Origin of the sequence: Arthrobacter alpinus (assembly GCF_001445575.1) — a bacterium.
GTDB lineage: Bacteria > Actinomycetota > Actinomycetes > Actinomycetales > Micrococcaceae > Specibacter > Specibacter alpinus_C.
The window spans coordinates 3,077,026-3,095,468 of record NZ_CP013200.1 but is presented as its reverse complement, the minus strand read 5'-3'; the positions used below and the strand labels follow the sequence as shown (position 1 = coordinate 3,095,468).

The 18,443-nt window shown below is 61.5% G+C and carries 12 protein-coding genes and 1 pseudogene; 8 read left to right on the top strand and 5 right to left on the bottom strand.

The features are described 5' to 3' along the window. The first annotated feature begins 24 nt into the window (after positions 1–24). From AS189_RS13840 to AS189_RS13805, 8 genes are all read left to right on the top strand, one after another. Positions 25–1,995 (top strand): APC family permease, encoded by a 1,971-nt coding sequence (locus AS189_RS13840; protein WP_062290073.1) that lies wholly within the window; start codon positions 25–27, stop codon positions 1,993–1,995. A 5-nt stretch (positions 1,996–2,000) separates the two neighbouring features. Beyond that, positions 2,001–3,434, top strand: coding sequence for a class I SAM-dependent RNA methyltransferase (locus tag AS189_RS13835; RefSeq protein ID WP_062290070.1), 1,434 nt, complete (start codon positions 2,001–2,003; stop codon positions 3,432–3,434). A gap of 80 nt (positions 3,435–3,514) precedes the next feature. Further along, positions 3,515–6,046: an HAD-IC family P-type ATPase gene (locus AS189_RS13830; protein WP_237759859.1), complete on the top strand. Its 2,532-nt coding sequence runs from the start codon at positions 3,515–3,517 to the stop codon at positions 6,044–6,046. A gap of 68 nt (positions 6,047–6,114) precedes the next feature. Next, positions 6,115–8,943, top strand: coding sequence for an aconitate hydratase (locus AS189_RS13825; protein WP_062290068.1), 2,829 nt, complete (start codon positions 6,115–6,117; stop codon positions 8,941–8,943). Positions 8,944–9,336: 393 nt separating this feature from the next. Next, a complete protein-coding gene (gene dxs / locus AS189_RS13820) occupies positions 9,337–11,328 on the top strand; it encodes a 1-deoxy-D-xylulose-5-phosphate synthase (protein ID WP_062290065.1) in 1,992 nt (663 codons plus the stop codon). Next, positions 11,325–11,915, top strand: a complete 591-nt coding sequence (locus tag AS189_RS13815) for a DUF402 domain-containing protein (RefSeq protein WP_237759858.1) — start codon at positions 11,325–11,327, stop codon at positions 11,913–11,915. Before dxs ends, AS189_RS13815 begins: the two co-directional genes overlap by 4 nt. Next, the gene (locus AS189_RS13810; protein ID WP_062290062.1) at positions 11,912–12,589 is read left to right on the top strand and encodes a hypothetical protein; all 678 of its coding nucleotides are present in this window, start codon (positions 11,912–11,914) and stop codon (positions 12,587–12,589) included. Before AS189_RS13815 ends, AS189_RS13810 begins: the two co-directional genes overlap by 4 nt. 57 nt (positions 12,590–12,646) lie before the next feature. After that, positions 12,647–13,624: an aldo/keto reductase gene (locus AS189_RS13805; RefSeq protein WP_062290059.1), complete on the top strand. Its 978-nt coding sequence runs from the start codon at positions 12,647–12,649 to the stop codon at positions 13,622–13,624. Between the two features lie 98 nt (positions 13,625–13,722). Here AS189_RS13805 and AS189_RS13800 read toward each other — a convergent pair whose 3' ends face one another. From AS189_RS13800 to AS189_RS13785, 5 genes and pseudogenes are all read right to left on the bottom strand, one after another. Then, positions 13,723–14,175 carry a Rieske (2Fe-2S) protein gene (locus AS189_RS13800; RefSeq protein ID WP_062290055.1) on the bottom strand — a complete coding sequence of 151 codons (453 nt, stop codon included), beginning with the start codon at positions 14,173–14,175 and terminating at the stop codon, positions 13,723–13,725. Positions 14,176–14,299: 124 nt separating this feature from the next. Next, positions 14,300–14,539, bottom strand: a complete 240-nt coding sequence (locus tag AS189_RS19570; RefSeq protein ID WP_082634310.1) for a GNAT family N-acetyltransferase — start codon at positions 14,537–14,539, stop codon at positions 14,300–14,302. 3 nt (positions 14,540–14,542) lie between these two features. Next, positions 14,543–14,809 carry a hypothetical protein gene (locus AS189_RS19565; protein ID WP_082634309.1) on the bottom strand — a complete coding sequence of 89 codons (267 nt, stop codon included), beginning with the start codon at positions 14,807–14,809 and terminating at the stop codon, positions 14,543–14,545. 170 nt (positions 14,810–14,979) lie between these two features. After that, on the bottom strand, positions 14,980–17,124 hold the full coding sequence (locus tag AS189_RS13790) for a 3-hydroxyacyl-CoA dehydrogenase NAD-binding domain-containing protein (RefSeq protein ID WP_062290052.1): 2,145 nt from the start codon (positions 17,122–17,124) through the stop codon (positions 14,980–14,982). Then, positions 17,121–18,363: pseudogene (locus tag AS189_RS13785) on the bottom strand (thiolase family protein). The gene AS189_RS13790 and the pseudogene AS189_RS13785 overlap by 4 nt, the downstream one beginning before the upstream one ends. Positions 18,364–18,443: the final 80 nt, after the last annotated feature.

Below are 18,443 nucleotides of genomic sequence, written 5' to 3'. Positions count from 1 at the left end.
CCTAGTGGTGCTAGCGTTACCCGCGTGCTGAATTTCTTCAACGCGTTCAAGCGGGTCCTTGTGGGTCGCCCGTTCCGCAATGACAAGCTGTCCCACACGCTGTTGCCCAAGCGCATCGCGCTGCCCGTTTTTGCCTCCGACGCGCTGTCCTCGGTGGCGTACGCCCCGGATGAAATTCTGCTCACGCTGGCACTCGCCGGAGTGGCTGCGGTGTCACTCTCACCCTGGGTGGGTCTGGCCGTCATGGTGGTGCTGCTGACAGTTGTGGCCTCCTACCGCCAGAACGTGCACGCCTACCCCTCCGGCGGTGGCGACTATGAGATCGCCACGGTCAACCTGGGTAAGCGTGCCGGGCTCACGGTGGGCTCTGCGCTCTTGGTGGACTACGTCCTCACGGTGGCGGTGTCCATGTCATCGGCGGCGCATTACATTGCCACAGCGATACCTGGCTGGCACGGCACCCAGGCCGTGATCGCCGTCGTAGGTGTCATTATTTTGGCGCTCGTGAACCTGCGCGGCATCCGGGAGGCGGGCTCGGTGTTCGCGGTTCCCACGTACATTTTCATGTTTTGCATCTTCGCCATGACTGCCGCCGGGATCTTTCAGGCCGCAACGGGGACGCTGGGAAAGGCGCAATCGGCCCAGTTTGAGATTGTGCCCGAGGCCGCCTTCAACCAGGGCCTGGTGGGACTCGCCGGTGCCTTCTTGCTGTTGCGCGCGTTCTCCTCCGGCGCCGCGGCACTGACAGGAGTGGAGGCCATCAGCAATGGTGTGCCTAATTTCCGCAAGCCCAAGAGCAAAAACGCGGCCACCACCCTGCTGCTGCTGGGCGCCATCGCCGCTGGCATGATGGCCAGCATCTTGTTCCTGGCCAACGCCACCGGCGTTCACATTGTGGCCGATCCGCACACGGAATTCCTGTTGAACGGTGTGGCCCCGCCCACTGATTACGTGCAGAATCCGTCCATCAGTCAGATCGCCGCGACTATTTTCGGTTCGGGTTCCATCGCGTTTTTCATCATCGTGGCCGCCACGGGCGCCATCTTGGTGTTTGCCTCCAACACAGCCTTCAACGGTTTCCCCGTGCTGGCCTCCATCCTGGCTAAGGACGGCTACCTTCCCCGCCAGCTGCGCACCCGTGGCGACAGGCTCGCCTTCAGCAACGGCGTGCTGTTGCTGGCCGTGGGCGCCATTGTGCTGATTGTGGCCTTCAATGCCGATGTCACCCGCCTTATTCAGCTCTACATTGTGGGCGTGTTCATCTCCTTTACCGCCAGCCAGCTGGGCATGATGCGCCATTGGGGCCGCGAGCTGCTCACGGTCAAAGACAAGTCCATCCGGTTCCGTATCAAACGTTCGCGGGTGATCAATACGATCGGTTTCTTCATGACGCTGACCGTGCTGCTCATTGTGCTGGTAACGAAATTCGAACAGGGCGCCTGGATTGCGCTCTTGGCGATGGCCGTGCTGTTCGTGATCATGTGGAGCATCCGCGAACACTATGACAATGTTGCCAAGGAGCTGGCCGTGGAGACGGATTCGGCGGTCAAGGCCCTGCCAGCCCGGATTCACGCGGTGATCTTGGTCTCTCACGTGCGTAAGCCGGTCATGCGGGCGATCGCCTTTGCCCGCGCATCAAGGCCTTCCACACTGGAGGCAATCACCGTCGATTTGGATCCGGTGGAGACTGAGCAGACCATCGCGGATTGGGAGCGGCTGTCCATCCCGGTACCGTTGACTGTGTTGGCGAGTCCTTATCGGGAAACGTTGACGCCGCTGATCGACCACATTAAGGCCATGCGCCAGGATTCTCCGCGTGACTTGATAGTGGTATACATCCCGGAATACGTGGTGGGCAAATGGTGGGAGCAGCTGGTTCACAACCAGACGGCCCTGCGCATTAAGACGCGGTTGCATTTTGAACCAGGAGTAGTGGTTGCCAGCGTGCCGTGGCAGCTGAAGTCCTCCACCGACGCAAAGAAATATCAGGAATAGAGCTTATGAGCGAGCCCACCAGTACCACCCGCCTCACCGTTACCGTAGGTCCAGTGGCCCATGGCGGCCATTGCGTTGCCCGGCATGAGGGTCGCGTCATCTTTGTGCGCCACGCCATTCCCGGCGAGACGGTGGAGATCGCCCTGACTGAGAACGACGACGACGCCAAGTTTTGGCGCGCGGATGTCACTCGCGTTGTGGAAGCCTCACCCGAACGCGTGGAGCACTTTTGGCCGGAAGCCGACGCCTTACGCGCCGCCGCCCGCCACGGTTCGCCCATCGGTGGCGCCGAGTTCGGTCACATCTCCCGCAAGGGCCAGCTGGAGCTGAAGACCGCAGTGGTGCGTGAACAGCTCGAACGCTTGGGCGGCCTTTCCAGCGACTCCGTGGACGCCTTGTTTAGCGTTGGCGTTGAAGACGTTGATGCCAAGGGCACGCCCGATCAGCAGGCCGGCTTGGGCTGGCGCACACGCGTTGGTTTCGCCGTGACCCCGTCCGGCAAATTGGGCATGCACGCACACCGCTCGCACACCATTCTTCCCATCCAGGAAATGCCCCTGGCAATTCCGGCTGTTGACGAGCTGCGCCTGTGGGACTTGGACTTCACCGGCATTGATCGTGTTGAGGTTGCCGCACCCGCCAATGGCTCCGGCGTTCTGGTGCTCCTGGCACCGGTTCATGGACTCAGCGACAAGGCTGCCGGCAGTGCCGTCAAGCGCATCGCCCGCTTCCTGGCAGCGCTTCCCACCCCTCCCTCGGTTGCCCGCTGGAACCCGGAAAATAGTGCCATTGAAGCAGTCAGCGGCCGTGGCTGGGTCAAGGAAACCACTGATGACCACGAGTTCCGTGTCACCGGTGACGGCTTCTGGCAGATTCACCGCATGGCCCCCAAGGTCTTGACCGACGCAGCACTGGGTTACCTGTTGCAGGGTGGCTACTTGAACGACGGCGCCGATGTGGCAGACCTTTACGCAGGCGCTGGCCTGTTTACCGCCCCGCTGGCTGACGCTGTAGGTTCCGATGGCAGCGTCCTCTCCGTGGAAGGCTCCCCGGGCACCAGCCGGGATGCCCGCAAGAACTTGCACGCCAGCGAGCAGGTGGAAATCCTGCAGGGCCGCGTGGAGAAGATCCTCGGTACCCAATCCCGAGCATCACACACTGAGGCCGGACAGCGGCGCCACTTTGACGCCGTCGTGCTTGATCCGCCGCGCGCAGGTGCCGGCAAGGCTGTTGTCCGGGCCTTGGTTGCCACAGCACCCAAGGCCATTGCCTACGTTTCCTGCGATCCGGCAGCCTTTGCCCGCGATGTCAAGTACTTCGCCAATGCCGGATGGAAGATCGAGAAGCTGCGCGCCTTCGATCTTTACCCGCACACGCACCACGTGGAAACAGTGGCGCTCCTGGTCCCCGCAACGGCAAAAGCCAGCACCACCGACTAGGGCGTTCCGTGAACCAGAGCGCACCGAAGGTACGGCCGCCCCGGCGAGATCTCACGCGTAACAAGCCTAAGAGCACTCTCTTGGCCGAGCGGCGTGAGGAACACCGCCGTGCCGCCATGGCTACTGCTCGGGCGGGGCTGGCCCCGGTGGGCGCCGCCGCTCTGGAACAGACCGGGCTGACCGCCGGACAGGTTCACGAACGCCGCGTGGCGGAACTGAGTAATGCGGTGGCGCACGAAAGCAGCCGCAGCATTTGGGCCATTGTGCGGGCTAACGTCTTCACCTTGTTCAACACGGTGCTGGGCAGCTGCCTGGTCTTGGTGCTCTTGGTGGGTGACCCGCGCGACGCGCTCTTTGGGTTCATCGTGGTGGCTAACGCCGCCATTGGCGTGGTGCAGGAATACCGGGCCAAGCGCACCCTCGACAAGCTCGCGGTGCTTCACGCACCGCGAGCCCGGGTGCTGCGGGACGGGGTGGAATCAGAAATTGCCGTGGCCGAGGTGGTTCATGACGACGTCTTGCTGCTACGCACCGGCGATCAAGTTCCCGCCGACGCCACGCTGTTAACCTCTGAGGCGTTGGAAATTGACGAGTCGCTATTGACGGGGGAGTCCGATCCCGTCAGCAAGGATCCCGGTGACGCGGCACTGTCCGGTTCGGCTGTGGTGGCGGGTTACGGCAGTGCTCGGGTTCACGCTGTGGGTGCAGAATCCTACGCGTCCGGGCTCACCGCCGAGGCGCGGCGTTTCTCGCTGGTGAACTCCGAGATCCGTAACTCGATCAACCGCATCATCGTGTACATTGCGTGGGCGCTGATCCCCATTATTTTATTGGTCATCAACGGCCAGATGAGTGCGCACGGAGGCTGGTCCGCGGCCATCGCCTCGGGCGAGTGGCGCATTGCGGTGATCAGCGCCGTGGCAAGCATTGTCGCGATGATTCCCGAAGGGCTAGTGCTGCTGACCAGCATCTCCTTCGGCATGGCAGCCGTAACACTTGCCCGCAAACAGGTTCTGGTGCAGGAGCTACCGGCTGTTGAAGGCCTGGCTCGGGTGGACATGGTTTGCCTGGACAAGACCGGAACACTGACCGAAGGCCGCATGGAACTGGCGGACACCACCGTCTTTGAGTCTGTTCCAGGGTGGGAATCGGTGCTGGCCTGGCAAGGTGCCCATCCCAATGCCAATGCCACAGCCGCCGCTCTCACCTCTTGCTACCATGACGCCACAGTTGAGCTGCCAGTTGAGGAAGTGCACTTCAGTAGTGCGCGCAAGTACAGTGCCGTCTCTTTTGGGCACGGACCTGCGGCCGGGGACTGGGTGCTGGGTGCCCCGGAAGTAGTGCTTGGCGCCGGGACTCACCCCGAAGCGTTGGCGGCCTCTCACGACGCCGCTGGCAAGGGCCTGCGAGCCGTGATCCTCGCTCACCGCAACGTGAAGGAGCAGGTGGGCAGCCCATCCTCAGGCATAGCAGAGCCGGACACTCTGGCAACAGGCACTCTTGCAGCGGAGGAAGAATTTAGCTTGGCGGGCCTGGCGCCCGTGGCCCTGTTGGTGTTCCGGGAACGGGTCCGCCCGGACGCCGGTGCCACCTTGGAGTACTTCCGCGAACAGGGCGTGGAACTGAAAATCATCTCCGGTGACAACCCCCGGACAGTGGCCGCCGTGGCCCGCGATGTCGGTTTTATCTTCGACGGAGACGGATATGACGCTCGGGAACTGCCAGATGACCTTGAGGCGATGGCCGATGTTCTGGAGCGAGAAAGCGTCCTGGGCCGGGTCACTCCGGAGCAGAAAAAGGCCATTGTGCTGGCCTTGCAGAGCCGCGATCACGTGGTGGCCATGACCGGTGACGGCGTCAATGACGCGCTGGCTCTCAAGCATGCCGACATTGGCATCGCCATGGGCAGCGGCGCGGCTGCGACCAAGGCTGTGTCGCGACTGGTGCTGCTCGACGGACAGTTCTCCCACCTGCCGTCGGTGGTGGCTGAAGGGCGTCGGGTGATCGCCAACGTGGAGCGGGTGGCCAACTTGTTCCTGACGAAAACCACGTACGCCATCATCATTTCAGTGGTCATTGGCGTTCTGATGTGGCGCTACCCGTTCCTGCCACGCCAGCTCTCCATTGTGAGCTCCATGACAATTGGCATCCCGGCCTTCTTCCTTGCGTTGCTGCCGAATGCGCGCAGATACCAGCCTGGATTCCTTCGCCGAACACTCATGTTCGCCATCCCGTCTGGAACTATTGTGGCGGGCTGCATCATGGCTGTGTACGCGTTTGCCCGAGCTTTCCCGAACCCATCTTTGAGTGGTGAGCTGCTGATCCGTGAGGCGCAGACGGCTGCCACCATGACCGTTTTGTTGGTGGCACTCTGGGTCTTGGGTACGTTGGCCCGGCCTTTTGACAAGTGGCGGGCCCTGTTGGTCGCTGCCATGGTCCTTGGCTTGGTTCTTGTCATGGCAGTGCCGTTTGTCCGGAAGTTCTTTGCCCTCGATCTACCCAGCGGGGGACTGTTAGCGGCTACTATTGCGGTAACTGCAGCAGGGTGCGTGGCAATTGAGCTCCTCTACCGTTTCTTGAAGAAGCGCGGAGCAGTTTCTGAGCGTGAGTAAGGCGTGCCTAACTGGCGTGCGGTCCCGTGCTTGACAAAGATAAAAGTAGTGGCGAGAGGAGTCCATCGATGACTAATGTGGACAGTTTCGGTTCCAAAGGCGTACTTAATGTAGCCGGAACCGATTACGAGATTTTCCGACTGAACTCGGTAGAAGGCGCCAAGAGCCTTCCGTTCAGCCTCAAGGTTTTGCTAGAGAACCTGTTGCGCACCGAAGATGGTGCGAACATCACAGCCGATCACGTACGTGCGTTGGCAGGTTGGGATCCGAACTCGGAGCCCGACACCGAAATTCAGTTCACCCCGGCCCGTGTCATCATGCAGGACTTCACTGGAGTTCCTTGCATCGTTGACCTGGCCACCATGCGTGAAGCCGTCAAGGAACTCGGTGGCGACCCCACCCGAGTGAACCCCTTGGCTCCTGCCGAAATGGTCATTGACCACTCCGTGCAGATTGACGTGTTTGGAAACTCCGACGCCGTCGAGCGCAACATGGACATTGAGTACCAGCGCAACGGCGAGCGTTACCAGTTCCTGCGCTGGGGCCAGACCGCCTTTGAAGACTTCAAGGTTGTTCCCCCGGGCATGGGCATTGTGCACCAGGTCAACATTGAGTACTTGGCCCGCACCGTCATGACCCGCGAGGTCGACGGCGTATTGCGCGCCTACCCGGACACCCTGGTTGGCACCGACTCCCACACCACCATGGTCAACGGCCTGGGCGTGTTGGGTTGGGGCGTTGGCGGCATCGAAGCTGAAGCAGCCATGTTGGGCCAGCCGGTTTCCATGTTGATTCCGCGCGTTGTTGGCTTCAAGCTGACCGGGTCCATCCCGGCCGGCGCAACCGCAACCGATGTGGTTTTGACCATCACCGAGCAGCTGCGTAAGCACGGCGTCGTCGGTAAGTTCGTGGAGTTCTACGGTGAAGGTGTTGCCGGAGTTCCGTTGGCTAACCGCGCCACCATCGGAAACATGAGCCCGGAGTTCGGCTCCACGGCTGCCATGTTCCCGATCGACTCCGTCACGGTTGACTACTTGCGTCTGACCGGCCGCTCGGAAGAGCAGCTGGCACTGGTTGAGGCCTACGCCAAGGAGCAGGGCCTCTGGCACGATCCTTCGGTAGAGATCAAGTTCTCCGAGTACCTCGAGCTGGACCTGTCCACGGTGGTTCCCTCCATCTCAGGCCCGAAGCGCCCGCAGGACCGCATTGAACTGAGCAACTCCAAGGCCCAGTTCCGTTCCGATCTGAACAACTACGTTGCCGCTGACGCACGCGCTGAAGGCAACACGGTTGACGAGTCCTTGGAAGAATCCTTCCCGGCCTCCGACGCCCCGTCGTTCACGCACCCGGACACGCACCAGCACGATACCGAGCGCACGCTCGTTTCTGCTGCAAACGGAGCCAGCGGCCGCCAGTCAGCCCCGATCCACGTCAAGAATGAATCAGGCGTTGAGTTCGAGCTGGATCACGGTGCAGTCTCAATCGCCTCGATCACCTCTTGCACCAACACCTCCAACCCGTCAGTGATGCTCGCTGCAGCCGTTTTGGCTCGCAACGCCGTCAACAAGGGTCTGTTGTCCAAGCCGTGGGTCAAGACCTCCGTGGCTCCGGGCTCCAAGGTTGTCACCGACTACTACGAGAAGTCAGGGCTTGTTCCGTTCCTGGAAAAGCTGGGCTTCTACACTGTTGGTTACGGCTGCGCTACCTGCATCGGTAACTCCGGCCCGTTGGACACGGAGGTTTCAGCAGCCATTGCTGAAAACGATCTGTCCGTCACGGCCGTGCTCTCCGGTAACCGTAACTTCGAAGGCCGCATCAACCCGGACGTCAAGATGAACTACCTGGCCTCACCGCCGCTGGTCATCGCCTACGCCCTGGCCGGTTCCATGGACTTCGACTTCGACACCGATGCACTTGGCCAGGATGCCGATGGCAACGATGTTTTCCTTGCTGACATTTGGCCGAACCCGGTTGAGGTCCAGGAAGTCATGGACGCCTCGATTGACCGCGAGATGTTCACCAACTCCTACGCCACCATCTTCGATGGCGACGATCGCTGGAAGGCTCTGGAAACTCCTGAAGGCAACGTCTTCGAGTGGGATCCCAAGTCCACCTACGTGCGTAAGCCCCCGTACTTCGAGGGCATGAAGGCAGAAGCTGACCCGGTTCAGGACATCGCCGGCGCACGCGTCTTGCTCAAGCTTGGCGATTCGGTCACCACCGACCACATCAGCCCTGCAGGTTCCTTCAAGTCGGAAACCCCGGCCGGACAGTACCTGTTGGCTAACGGTGTGGAGCGCAAGGACTTCAACTCCTACGGCTCACGCCGTGGAAACCACGAGGTCATGATTCGCGGAACCTTCGCGAACATCCGTATCCGCAACCAGATCCTGGACAACGTTGAAGGTGGCTTCACCCGCGACTTCACCCAGGCTGGCGGACCGCAGGCGTACATCTACGATGCATCCGTCAACTACCAGGCTGCCGGCACCCCGCTGGTAGTTCTGGCTGGTAAGGAATACGGCTCCGGCTCATCACGTGACTGGGCTGCCAAGGGCACCGCATTGCTGGGTGTGAAGGCAGTTGTCGCCGAGAGCTACGAGCGCATCCACCGCTCCAACCTCATCGGCATGGGCGTCCTGCCCCTGCAGTACCCGGCCGGCGCCAATGCCGAATCACTGGGTCTGACCGGCACCGAGACGTTCTCCGTCGAAGGCGTCACCGAGCTGAACAACGGCACCACGCCCAAGACGCTCAAGGTCACCGCAGTTGCAGAAGACGGAACCACCGTAAGCTTCGATGCCGTTCTGCGCATCGACACTCCCGGTGAAGCAGACTACTACCGCAACGGTGGCATCCTTCAGTACGTCCTGCGCCAGATCTCCGCAGGGAACTAGTCCCCACCCGCCGGCCCAGAAATCGCTGACGCGATTTTTGGGAACCTGGCGGGCGTGGGCCCAACCACGACCTCCCCAACTTAAGCCGCTGGCGCGTCTTGAGTTGGGGCCCCTCGGTCGCGTGGGCCCAACGAGTTCGTTCAGATCCAGCACGTGGGACCACTGTGTTCGGTTAGATCGGGCTTGGGACCAACGTGTCCGGAGCGATCCGGCGCGTGGGGTTCATCACTGTGGAGCAAGTTGTAAGTGAGAAATGCCGCCGTTTCTGGTTTTCGCTAGGGTTTGTACCCTAGCGAAAACCAGAAACGGCGGCATTTTTCGTCAAAAGTGTCCTCGCGAAGCGCCGCGGACGCGATATTGTTAGACGTTGACCGTGCACCCAGGAGGTAACCCATGGGACTTTTAGAATCCATCACGCACCCGCGTGACCTGAGCCGGCTCAGTGAGCAACAAATGGAGGAGCTGGCCCAAGAAATCAGGGGCTTCCTCATCGCTAACGTGTCCCAGACCGGTGGCCATTTGGGTCCCAACCTGGGCGTTGTTGAACTGACTCTGGCCATCCATCGAATCTTTGATTCTCCGAGGGACAGCATCGTCTTTGACACCGGCCACCAGTCCTACGTTCACAAGCTGGTGACTGGCCGGCACGATTTTTCCACCCTGCGTCAGCAAGGTGGGCTTTCCGGGTACCCGGAACGTGCCGAGTCTGAGCATGACATTGTGCAGAGTTCACACGCTTCCTCATCATTGTCCTGGGCCGACGGCATTGCCCGCGCTCACCAACTCCGGGGCGAAGATGATCGCTACGTGGTGGCCGTCATTGGCGACGGCGCCCTGACCGGCGGCATGACGTGGGAAGCCATCAACAACATTGCCGCTGACAAGGACCGCAAAGTTGTCATCGTGGTCAACGACAACGGACGCTCCTACGCCCCAACAGTGGGTGGCGTTGCAGATTACTTGGCGTCGCTGCGCCCTGCCATTGATCATGTGCGGACCCACAAGAAGTACGAGGCGTCCATGTACTGGGGTAAGAAGCGCCTCCAAGACGGCAACGCCGCCGGTCGCTTTGTGTACAAGAGCTTGCACGCCGCCAAGAAGGGCGTCAAAGACTGGTGGGCACCCCAGGGACTCTTTGACGATCTCGGCATGAAGTACGTGGGACCGGTTGACGGCCACGACGAGAAGGCCATGGAGTCAGCACTGCAGCTGGCCAAGAACTACGGTGGACCCGTCATTGTGCACGCGTTCACGGAAAAGGGCCGCGGCTATGCGCCGGCTCGTGCCGATGAGGACGACCAGTTCCACGCCGTCGGGGTCATTAATCCTGAGACGGGCCGTGCTCTGGAGGCGGCCAGCGGTAAGTCCTGGACGAGCGTTTTTGGTGAGGAAATCACCACGATCGCCGAGGAACGTGAAGACATTGTGGCCATTACCGGTGCCATGTTGCTGCCCATGGGGCTGGCCGGATTTGCGCAAAAGTACCCCGAACGTGTCATAGATGTGGGTATTGCCGAACAGCACGCCGTGACCATGGCGGCCGGGATGGCCTTCGGTGGCCTGCATCCTGTGGTGGCCATTTACGCTACGTTCCTCAACCGAGCCTTCGATCAGCTGCTCATGGATGTTGCCCTGCACAAGGCCGGAGTCACCATTGTGCTGGACCGCGCCGGTGTCACCGGGCCAGATGGTCCCAGTCACCACGGCATGTGGGATATGTCCATGCTGCAGATTGTTCCTGGGCTGCACTTGGCCGCTCCGCGTGATGCCGAACGTCTGCGCGAGGAACTCCGCGAAGCAGTTGCCATTTCCGATGCGCCCAGTGTGGTGCGGTATTCCAAAGGCAATGTCGGGCCGGAAATTGTGGCCCTCGAGCGTTTGTACGATGGCGTTGACGTCCTGGCGCGCTCAGTACACGAGATGCCCGGTGCCGGTGCGGACCCGCAGACAGATGTTCTGATTGTCAGCGTCGGAGCCATGAGCGAACTTTGTCTGGACGTTGCCAACCGTATTGGTGCCCAGGGCATCAGTTCTACCGTGGTTGATCCGCGCTGGGTGCTGCCCGTGGCGCGTTCCATCATCCAGTTGGCCTCCCAGCACCGCATCGTCATTGTGGTTGAAGATGGCGTGCGTGCCGGTGGTGTCGGCTCCCGGATCCGTCAGGAACTGCGGGCCGCCGGCATCGATACGGCCCTGAATGAGGTTGGCCTGCCCGTAGAATTCCTGGCCCACGGCACTCGTAGCCAGGTTCTGGAACGCGTAGGACTGACGGCACAGCGGGTGGCGCAGGACGTCGTCGAACAGGTCCTTGGTACGAAGGTTCCATTCGCGCGGCCGCTGCCAGGCCAGCCCGCCCCGCGCACAGGTCAGCTGCCGATCCTGTGACAGCTGTGCAAGAGTGCGCTGTTGCAACGCAGGACGGGGCGGATGTCCCGCGCGTTGGCGATCTGGTGGTGGCCCGCAACCGCAAGTATGACGGCACAGCGCACTGGGTGGTCCCCGGACATTATCTGGGCACGGATGAGTTTGGGCACTGGATATTTCAGGGCACCCATGAGTTCATTTCGCGTCCCGGCGCAGCCCTGTACACCGAGTCCGACGCGGTTTTGCTGATCCCCTTCACGGGTGATTGGGTGGCCACCTTCTATGACGAGGCGCATCCTGAAAAGGTTGAGTTGTACATAGATTTGGCCATTGACCTGCAGTGGCGCCGCATTCGCCCCAACGTGATCGAGTTCCACATGATTGATATGGATCTGGACGTGGTTCGCACGGCAGGCCGCGGGCTCTATGTGGACGATGAAGACGAATTTGCCCAGCATCGCATTGAACTGGCTTACCCCGACGAGTTAGCCGATCGCATGGAATCCTCCTGCGCGGAGCTCGTCACGGCTGTGGCCGGCGCCAATGCCCCATTCGACGGTCGCGATGCGGCCTGGTTCACCCTAGGAAGGACGTCGCGATCAGTATGAGCGATAACAGCAGCGAGTTCATCAACGAGACCATTTTGGCAGGCCTTGACCCCAACATTGTGCGCATGTTTAAGAAGGACGACGCCGGAGCCTTGGTCTTCCGTGAGGCGTGGGTTGACGCTGGGGGAGGCGAAGACAACGAAGATGCCGAAGAGAATGAAGTGATAGTCGCGCCGGAGATTTTCTTTGTCGTCAACCACGGCACCGTAGGACATGTGAGCACCTCAAAAGAGGTCGCCGTAGCGAGCCTCGAAGAGGCAGAAGGCATGCTGGCGGCCTTCTCCGAACAGAGTGTTGCCGACGGCTTTGCACCTTTGGTCCGTGAGGATCAGTTCTTGGTGGTGGCTCAGTTCGCGTTGAAGAACGATCGGGTCTCGGACCGTGACAAGCACTTGGCCTTCCGTGTCAAGGAATCCTTGACGGCCCACTTGGCGTGGCGTGGCAGCGGAGTGTTGGAAAAGATGGAGTTCACCGCAGCCGGTCACGGTCTCGGCAAGCTCAACGTGTACATTGTGGCTCCGGACGCGGCCCGCGCCGTAGCCAATGTCAAGGTGTGCATCCGCGAAGAAAAGCTCGACTTCACCAAGCTGACTGTGGCCACCGGACCCATCGGTGATGTAGCGGCACTTCGGGCCAAACACAGCCCCACAGGAACCACCCACTTCAGCCTGTAGCGGACACTTGGTTCCCGCTCTGAATGGCCGAAGGGAAGTTTTCGGTACAGTGGAACCATGATTGAATACCGAGCAGTAGGCCGTTCCGGACTGACCGTTTCCGCTGTGGGCCTCGGGTGTAACAACCTGGGCCGCAGTGGGACGGCGACACAAACGCAAGAGGGAAGCAACGCCGTCGTGCATGCCGCACTGGATGCGGGCATCACGCACTTTGACGTGGCTGATGTTTATGGCATGACGCCTGGGCTTAGCGAAACCATCCTGGGCAAGGCGCTGGGCACGCACCGTTCCGACGTTGTTGTGGCCACAAAATTCGGCATGGATACCCAGGGCGCCAACGGCGTTGATTGGGGCCATCGTGGTTCGCGGAAGTACATTCTGCAGTCGGTCGAGGCTTCACTGCGCCGGCTTAATACCGACTATTTGGACCTGTTTTATTACCACACCCCCGATGGTCACACTCCGATGGTGGAGACGCTCAAGGCACTGGATTCACTGGTTCAAGCCGGTAAGGTGCGCTACATTGGCCATTCAAATTTGGCTGGCTGGCAGATCGCGGACGCCGAACATACTGCGCGTGCGCTCGGCACCGAGCGGTTTGTGGCGAGCCAGAACCACTACAACCTTCTGGATCGCCGTGCCGAGCAGGAAGTGACGCCGGCAGCAGAGGCGTTCGGTTTGGGTGTAATGCCATACTTCCCCCTTGCCAACGGGCTGTTGACGGGTAAATACAAAGGTGGTGTGGTTCCCGTCGGCAGCCGCCTCTCCCATACGCGCCAGAACATGGTGACCGACGCCGATCAAGACCAGTTCAGCGCCTTCAGCGCTTTCGCCGCGGCCCGTGAGCTGACCGAGGTTCAGGTGGCGTTTTCCTGGCTGGCAGCGCAACCTGCCGTGGCCAGCGTCATTGCCGGGGCCACGAAGCCTGAGCAGGTGCGCCAGAATGCAGCGTCCGCCAGCTGGAAGCCCACGTCTGAAGACTTGGCGGAGCTGGATCAGATTTTCCCGCGGACGCCGAAGGTCGCTTTGTTCTAAGGTGTTTGCGTCAGCGCACCATTAACGTCGAATGGGGCGCCACTGATGAAGTGGCGCCCCATACGACATTAACCACGCGCAGGAGCAAAGTGTTGCCACTAGATGGAGACGGTGATCCATTCGCCGTCGATGGCTGCGGCGAAGCGGGGGAGGGCAGCCTTGGCCGGTCCGGAGACCACAGTGCCGTCGCTGCCCTTGAAAACAGAGCCATGGCACGGGCACTTGAAGTCTTCTCCGTGCGGTGCCACCTTGCAGCCAGCATGCGTGCAGATGTCGGTGTAGGCCAAAACGGTGGTTTCATCCGGACGGAACAACATGACTTCAACGTCGCCGGCCGTGGCCCCTGCTGTGCCTCCAACGGGCAGATCGGCCAGTTTGCCTACCTGGTGCGGGGTACCACCCGTGGGGACTTCGGCGGCAGTCTTGCCTTTGCCAGCTGCTGCGTTTCCGGCAGGCGCGCATCCCGCCAAGGCAAGGGCGCAGGCTGCGCCAGAGGCTGCAGTGGTGGCGCGGAGGGCCGAACGGCGGGTCAGGGAAGGCTCAAGAGTCATGGCTCCATTCTTTCAGTTGAAGCTGAAAGAAAGCCAAACGAGGCGCGCCTCCCGTGACTCTTCATTGTGTGGTCAAGCGAGCAAAGGCAGGCATCGTCGTGGGCAAGTGCTCTCACCTGATGTCTTAGCTATGCAGGAGCATTTGGTAGAGATTGTGATCCTGCCTTTTGCCGGCAATTTTCAGGTATTGCGGTGCCATGCCACTTTGTTGGACTCCTGATTTCAGCAGCACCCGCTGTGAGCCAGTATTGTCCAGGAGGGTGCTGGCTTCAATCCGGTGCAGGCCCAGATGCACACTTGCTGATTCGACTATGGCCTGGACAGTGGCGCAGGCCAGCCCCCGTCCCGTAGAACTACCAGCCACCCGCTAACTCAGAATGCTGTTCTGGAAGGGGCTACGCTCAATCCCGGCTAAGTTGAATCGGCACACCATGGCGTCACCTGAAAACAAAGCAAAAGGATGAGCGGTTCCGGACTCATGGGCGGCAAGCCGGCTGGCACTATCTGTAGCCTGCCATTCCTCCGTGTAGAACTCCTGTGGGCGGGATGGTTCCCAATACGCAGGGTGGTCGCGGTTGCGCACAAGGGCAGCGGCCAGCGCAGCTGCGTCATTGGGGACCAAGAGCCTTGCCACTGTTGGTCATTAGGAGTCTGTGTCACGGTGGCGGTATCACCCCCAGCTGTGGAGCCGAGCCTTGTTCCAGAGGAGGAGCCCTTACATCGTCTCATCGAACCCGGAACGACGCGCGGGCCCGCACCTTGGCAAAAAGGTGCGGGCCCGTCGTCGTACTTGCGCGGGAACAGCTAGGCGGCGGGGTGGAACGGCTTCCCATTGACGCGATGGGAGGCGCCCACGCGGTCCAGATACGGTGTGATGCCACCCAAATGCATGGGCCAGCCAGCACCAAGGATCATACAGAGATCAATGTCCTCGGGCCCTGCAACAACACCTTCGGCGAGCATGAGGCCAATCTCCTCCGCCAGTGCATCCTGCGTCTTGCGCAGCAGCTCCTCACCCGTGGAGGGAGTGTTGCCGAAGCTCAGCAAGGCCAGGGTATCTGCGGGAATCGACACGGAACCGTCGGCCGCGGTCTCCCACAGAGCCTTCTTGCCGCCATCGATGAGGGCCTGCTGATTAGCGGAGACGTGGAAGCGGTCGCCAAAGGCCGTATGGAGCGATTCGGTGACGTGCTGAGCCACAGGGATGCCCACCATGGCCAGCAGCGTGAACGGGGTCATAGGCAGGCCCATGGGACGCAACGCGTTATCCGCCGTGTGCGCGTCAGTTCCCTCGTCAAAGGCCTTGGAGACCTCCGCCATGAGGCGCAATAGCACCCGGTTCACCACAAACGCGGCCGCATCCTTGACCAATACCGCCGTCTTGCGCAGCGCCTTGGCCGTGGCAAATGCTGTGGCGAGCACGGCGTCGTCGGTCTTGGGAGCGCGAACAATTTCCAGCAGCGGCATGACGGCCACAGGGTTGAAGAAGTGGAAGCCCACCAGTCGTTCGGGGTGCAACAAGTCCTCGGCCATGGCCGTAACGGACAGCGAGGAGGTGTTGGTGGCAAGGATGCACTCGGGGGAGACAATGGCCTCCACCTCGGCGAACACGGCCTTCTTGACGGACAGTTCCTCAAATACGGCCTCGATGACGAAGTCGGCGTCGGCAAACACGTCCTTGGAGACCGAGCCCGTCACGAGCGCCTTCGTGCGGTTCGCGGCGTCCTGGCTGATCCGGCCCTTGGCGAGCAGCTTATCCACCTCGCCATGCACGTAGGAAACACCCTTCTCCACCCGCGCCGCATCAATGTCCGTCATCACCACCGGCACCTTGAGCTGGCGAGCAAACAACAGCGCAAACTGCCCTGCCATCAGCCCGGCACCCACCACGCCGACCTTGGTGACGGGGCGCGCCAGCTTCGGATCCGGCGCACCGGCCGGCTTCTTGGCCCGCTTCTGCACCAGGTCCAGAAACGCGTAGACGGTGTCCTTGAACTGCGGTGTGCCCATGAGCTCGGCCAGCGCCGCATCCTCGGCCGCGAAAGATTCCGCCTTCGTGAAGTGCTTGCCCTTTTCCAGCAGCTCAATCACCTTCGCCGGGGCCGGGGCGGCATTGGAGGTCTTGGCCTCCACAAACGTCTTGGCACGCACGACGGCGGCATCCCAGGCTGCGCTGTTTTCCTCGCTCAGCGGCTCACTCACCGCGTTGGGGCGGCTGACGCTTTCGGCGCCGGCAAGAACGCGGGCCGCCCAATTCAGGGACTGTTCCACAAAATCAGCGGGCTCAAACAGGGCGTCGGCAATGCCGAGCTTGAAGGCTGCCGGGCCGCTCAGGGTGCGATTGTTGGATAGGGCGTTCTCGATCATGACCTGCACGGCATTGGCCGGTCCAATCAGGCGGGGGAGCAGGTACACGCCGCCCCAGCCGGGCACCAGGCCGAGGAACGCTTCGGGCAGTGCCAGGGCGCCGGCACCAGTGGAGACTGTCCGGTAGCTGGCGTTGAGCGCAATCTCGAGCCCGCCACCCAGAGCCAATCCGTTGATGAATACAAAGCTTGGAACGCCCAAGTCATTCAGCGTGGAATAGACATCGTGGCCAAGCTGAGCCATCCATAGGGCAGCTTCGGGATCGTTTAGGCTCTTGACGGCAGAGAGATCTGCGCCAGCCACCAGGAAGAACGGCTTGCCGGTGACGCCCACACCAAGTATCTCCCCGCGAGCTGCCCGCTCACGTTGGGTTTCTAACGTGATACCCAATTCAACGAGGGTGTTGGGGCCCAACGTGGTGGGACGGCGATGATCCAGGCCGTTGTCCAGCGTGATCAGGGCAAAGGTGCCTGCGCTCGGTGCGCCGTCCACGCCGGGAAGGGCAATGTCCTGCACATACGAATGCGTCACGACCTCATCGGGGAACATTGCTGCGAGTTTGGTGAAGTCCTGGGCGCTCATGCTGCGCTCCCTTCAGTGGAGGTTGACGTGGTTTCAGGGCTGGGGGCAAAGTGCGGGTTTTCCCAGATCACGGTGGCGCCCATGCCCAAACCGATGCACATGGTGGTGATGCCGTACTGCACGGAGTGGTCTTCTTCGAACTGCCGGGCCAACTGGTTCATGAGGCGCACGCCGGAGGAGGCGAGGGGGTGGCCTACGGCGATGGCGCCACCATAGCGGTTGACTCGAGGGTCGTCGTCGGCGATGCCAAAGTGGTCAAGGAAGGAGAGTACCTGGACAGCGAAGGCTTCGTTGATTTCAAACAGGCCAATATCTTCGATGGTGAGCCCAGCCAAACGAAGCGCCTTTTCGGTGGCCGGCACGGGGCCAATACCCATGACCTCCGGGGCGACGCCGGCAAACGCGAAGTTGACCAGGCGCATCTTGACGGGCAAACCGAGCTCAGCGGCAGCCTCGGCAGAAGCCAAAAGTGCCGCCGTGGCGCCGTCGTTCAGTCCAGCGGCGTTGCCGGCACTAACCCGGCCGTGGGCGCGGAAGGGAGTGCGAAGCGCTGCCAAATCTTCAACCGTGGTGCCGGGGCGGGGCGGCTCATCCACGGTGTTGACGGTCCAGCCGGCACCCGGCTTGAGCGTAGCAACGGGAACCAGATCGGGTTGGATCTGCTCCTTGGCGTAGGCGGCGGCGAGCTTGTTTTGGCTGGCCACGGCGTAAGCGTCGGTGCGGTCCTTGGTGATTGCGGGGAAGCGGTCGTGGAGGTTCTCGGCGGTGTTACCCATGTTCAGGGCGGCCGGATCCACAATGCGTTCGGACATGAAGCGGGGGTTCGGATCGGCTCCGGCGCCCATGGGTGGTGGCCCATGTGCTCCACGCCGCCAGCGATGACCACGTCATAAGCGCCAAAGCCAATGCCCGACGCCGTCGTCGTCACCGCGGTCATGGCGCCAGCGCACATCCTGTCGATGGCAAATCCCGGCACGGACTGCGGCAGGCCGGCCAAGAGGGCGGCGGTGCGCCCAATGGTCAGGCCCTGATCGCCGGTCTGCGTGGTGGCGGCAATAGCCACCTCGTCAATGCGTTCGGCGGGGAGGGAAGGGTTGCGGCGCATGAGCTCGCGGATGCACTTGACCACGAGGTCATCGGCGCGGGTGTTGGCATAGATGCCCTTTCCCCGGCGCGGCCAAAGGGGGTGCGGACGCCGTCAACAAAGACCACGTCCCTGATCTGCCGATTTTGGCTCACGTCTAACTCCTTGGTTGCGTTCAATGGTGTTCACTCCAGCCCAGCCTAGCGGTGGAGAGTGTGTCGCAACTCATGTTACT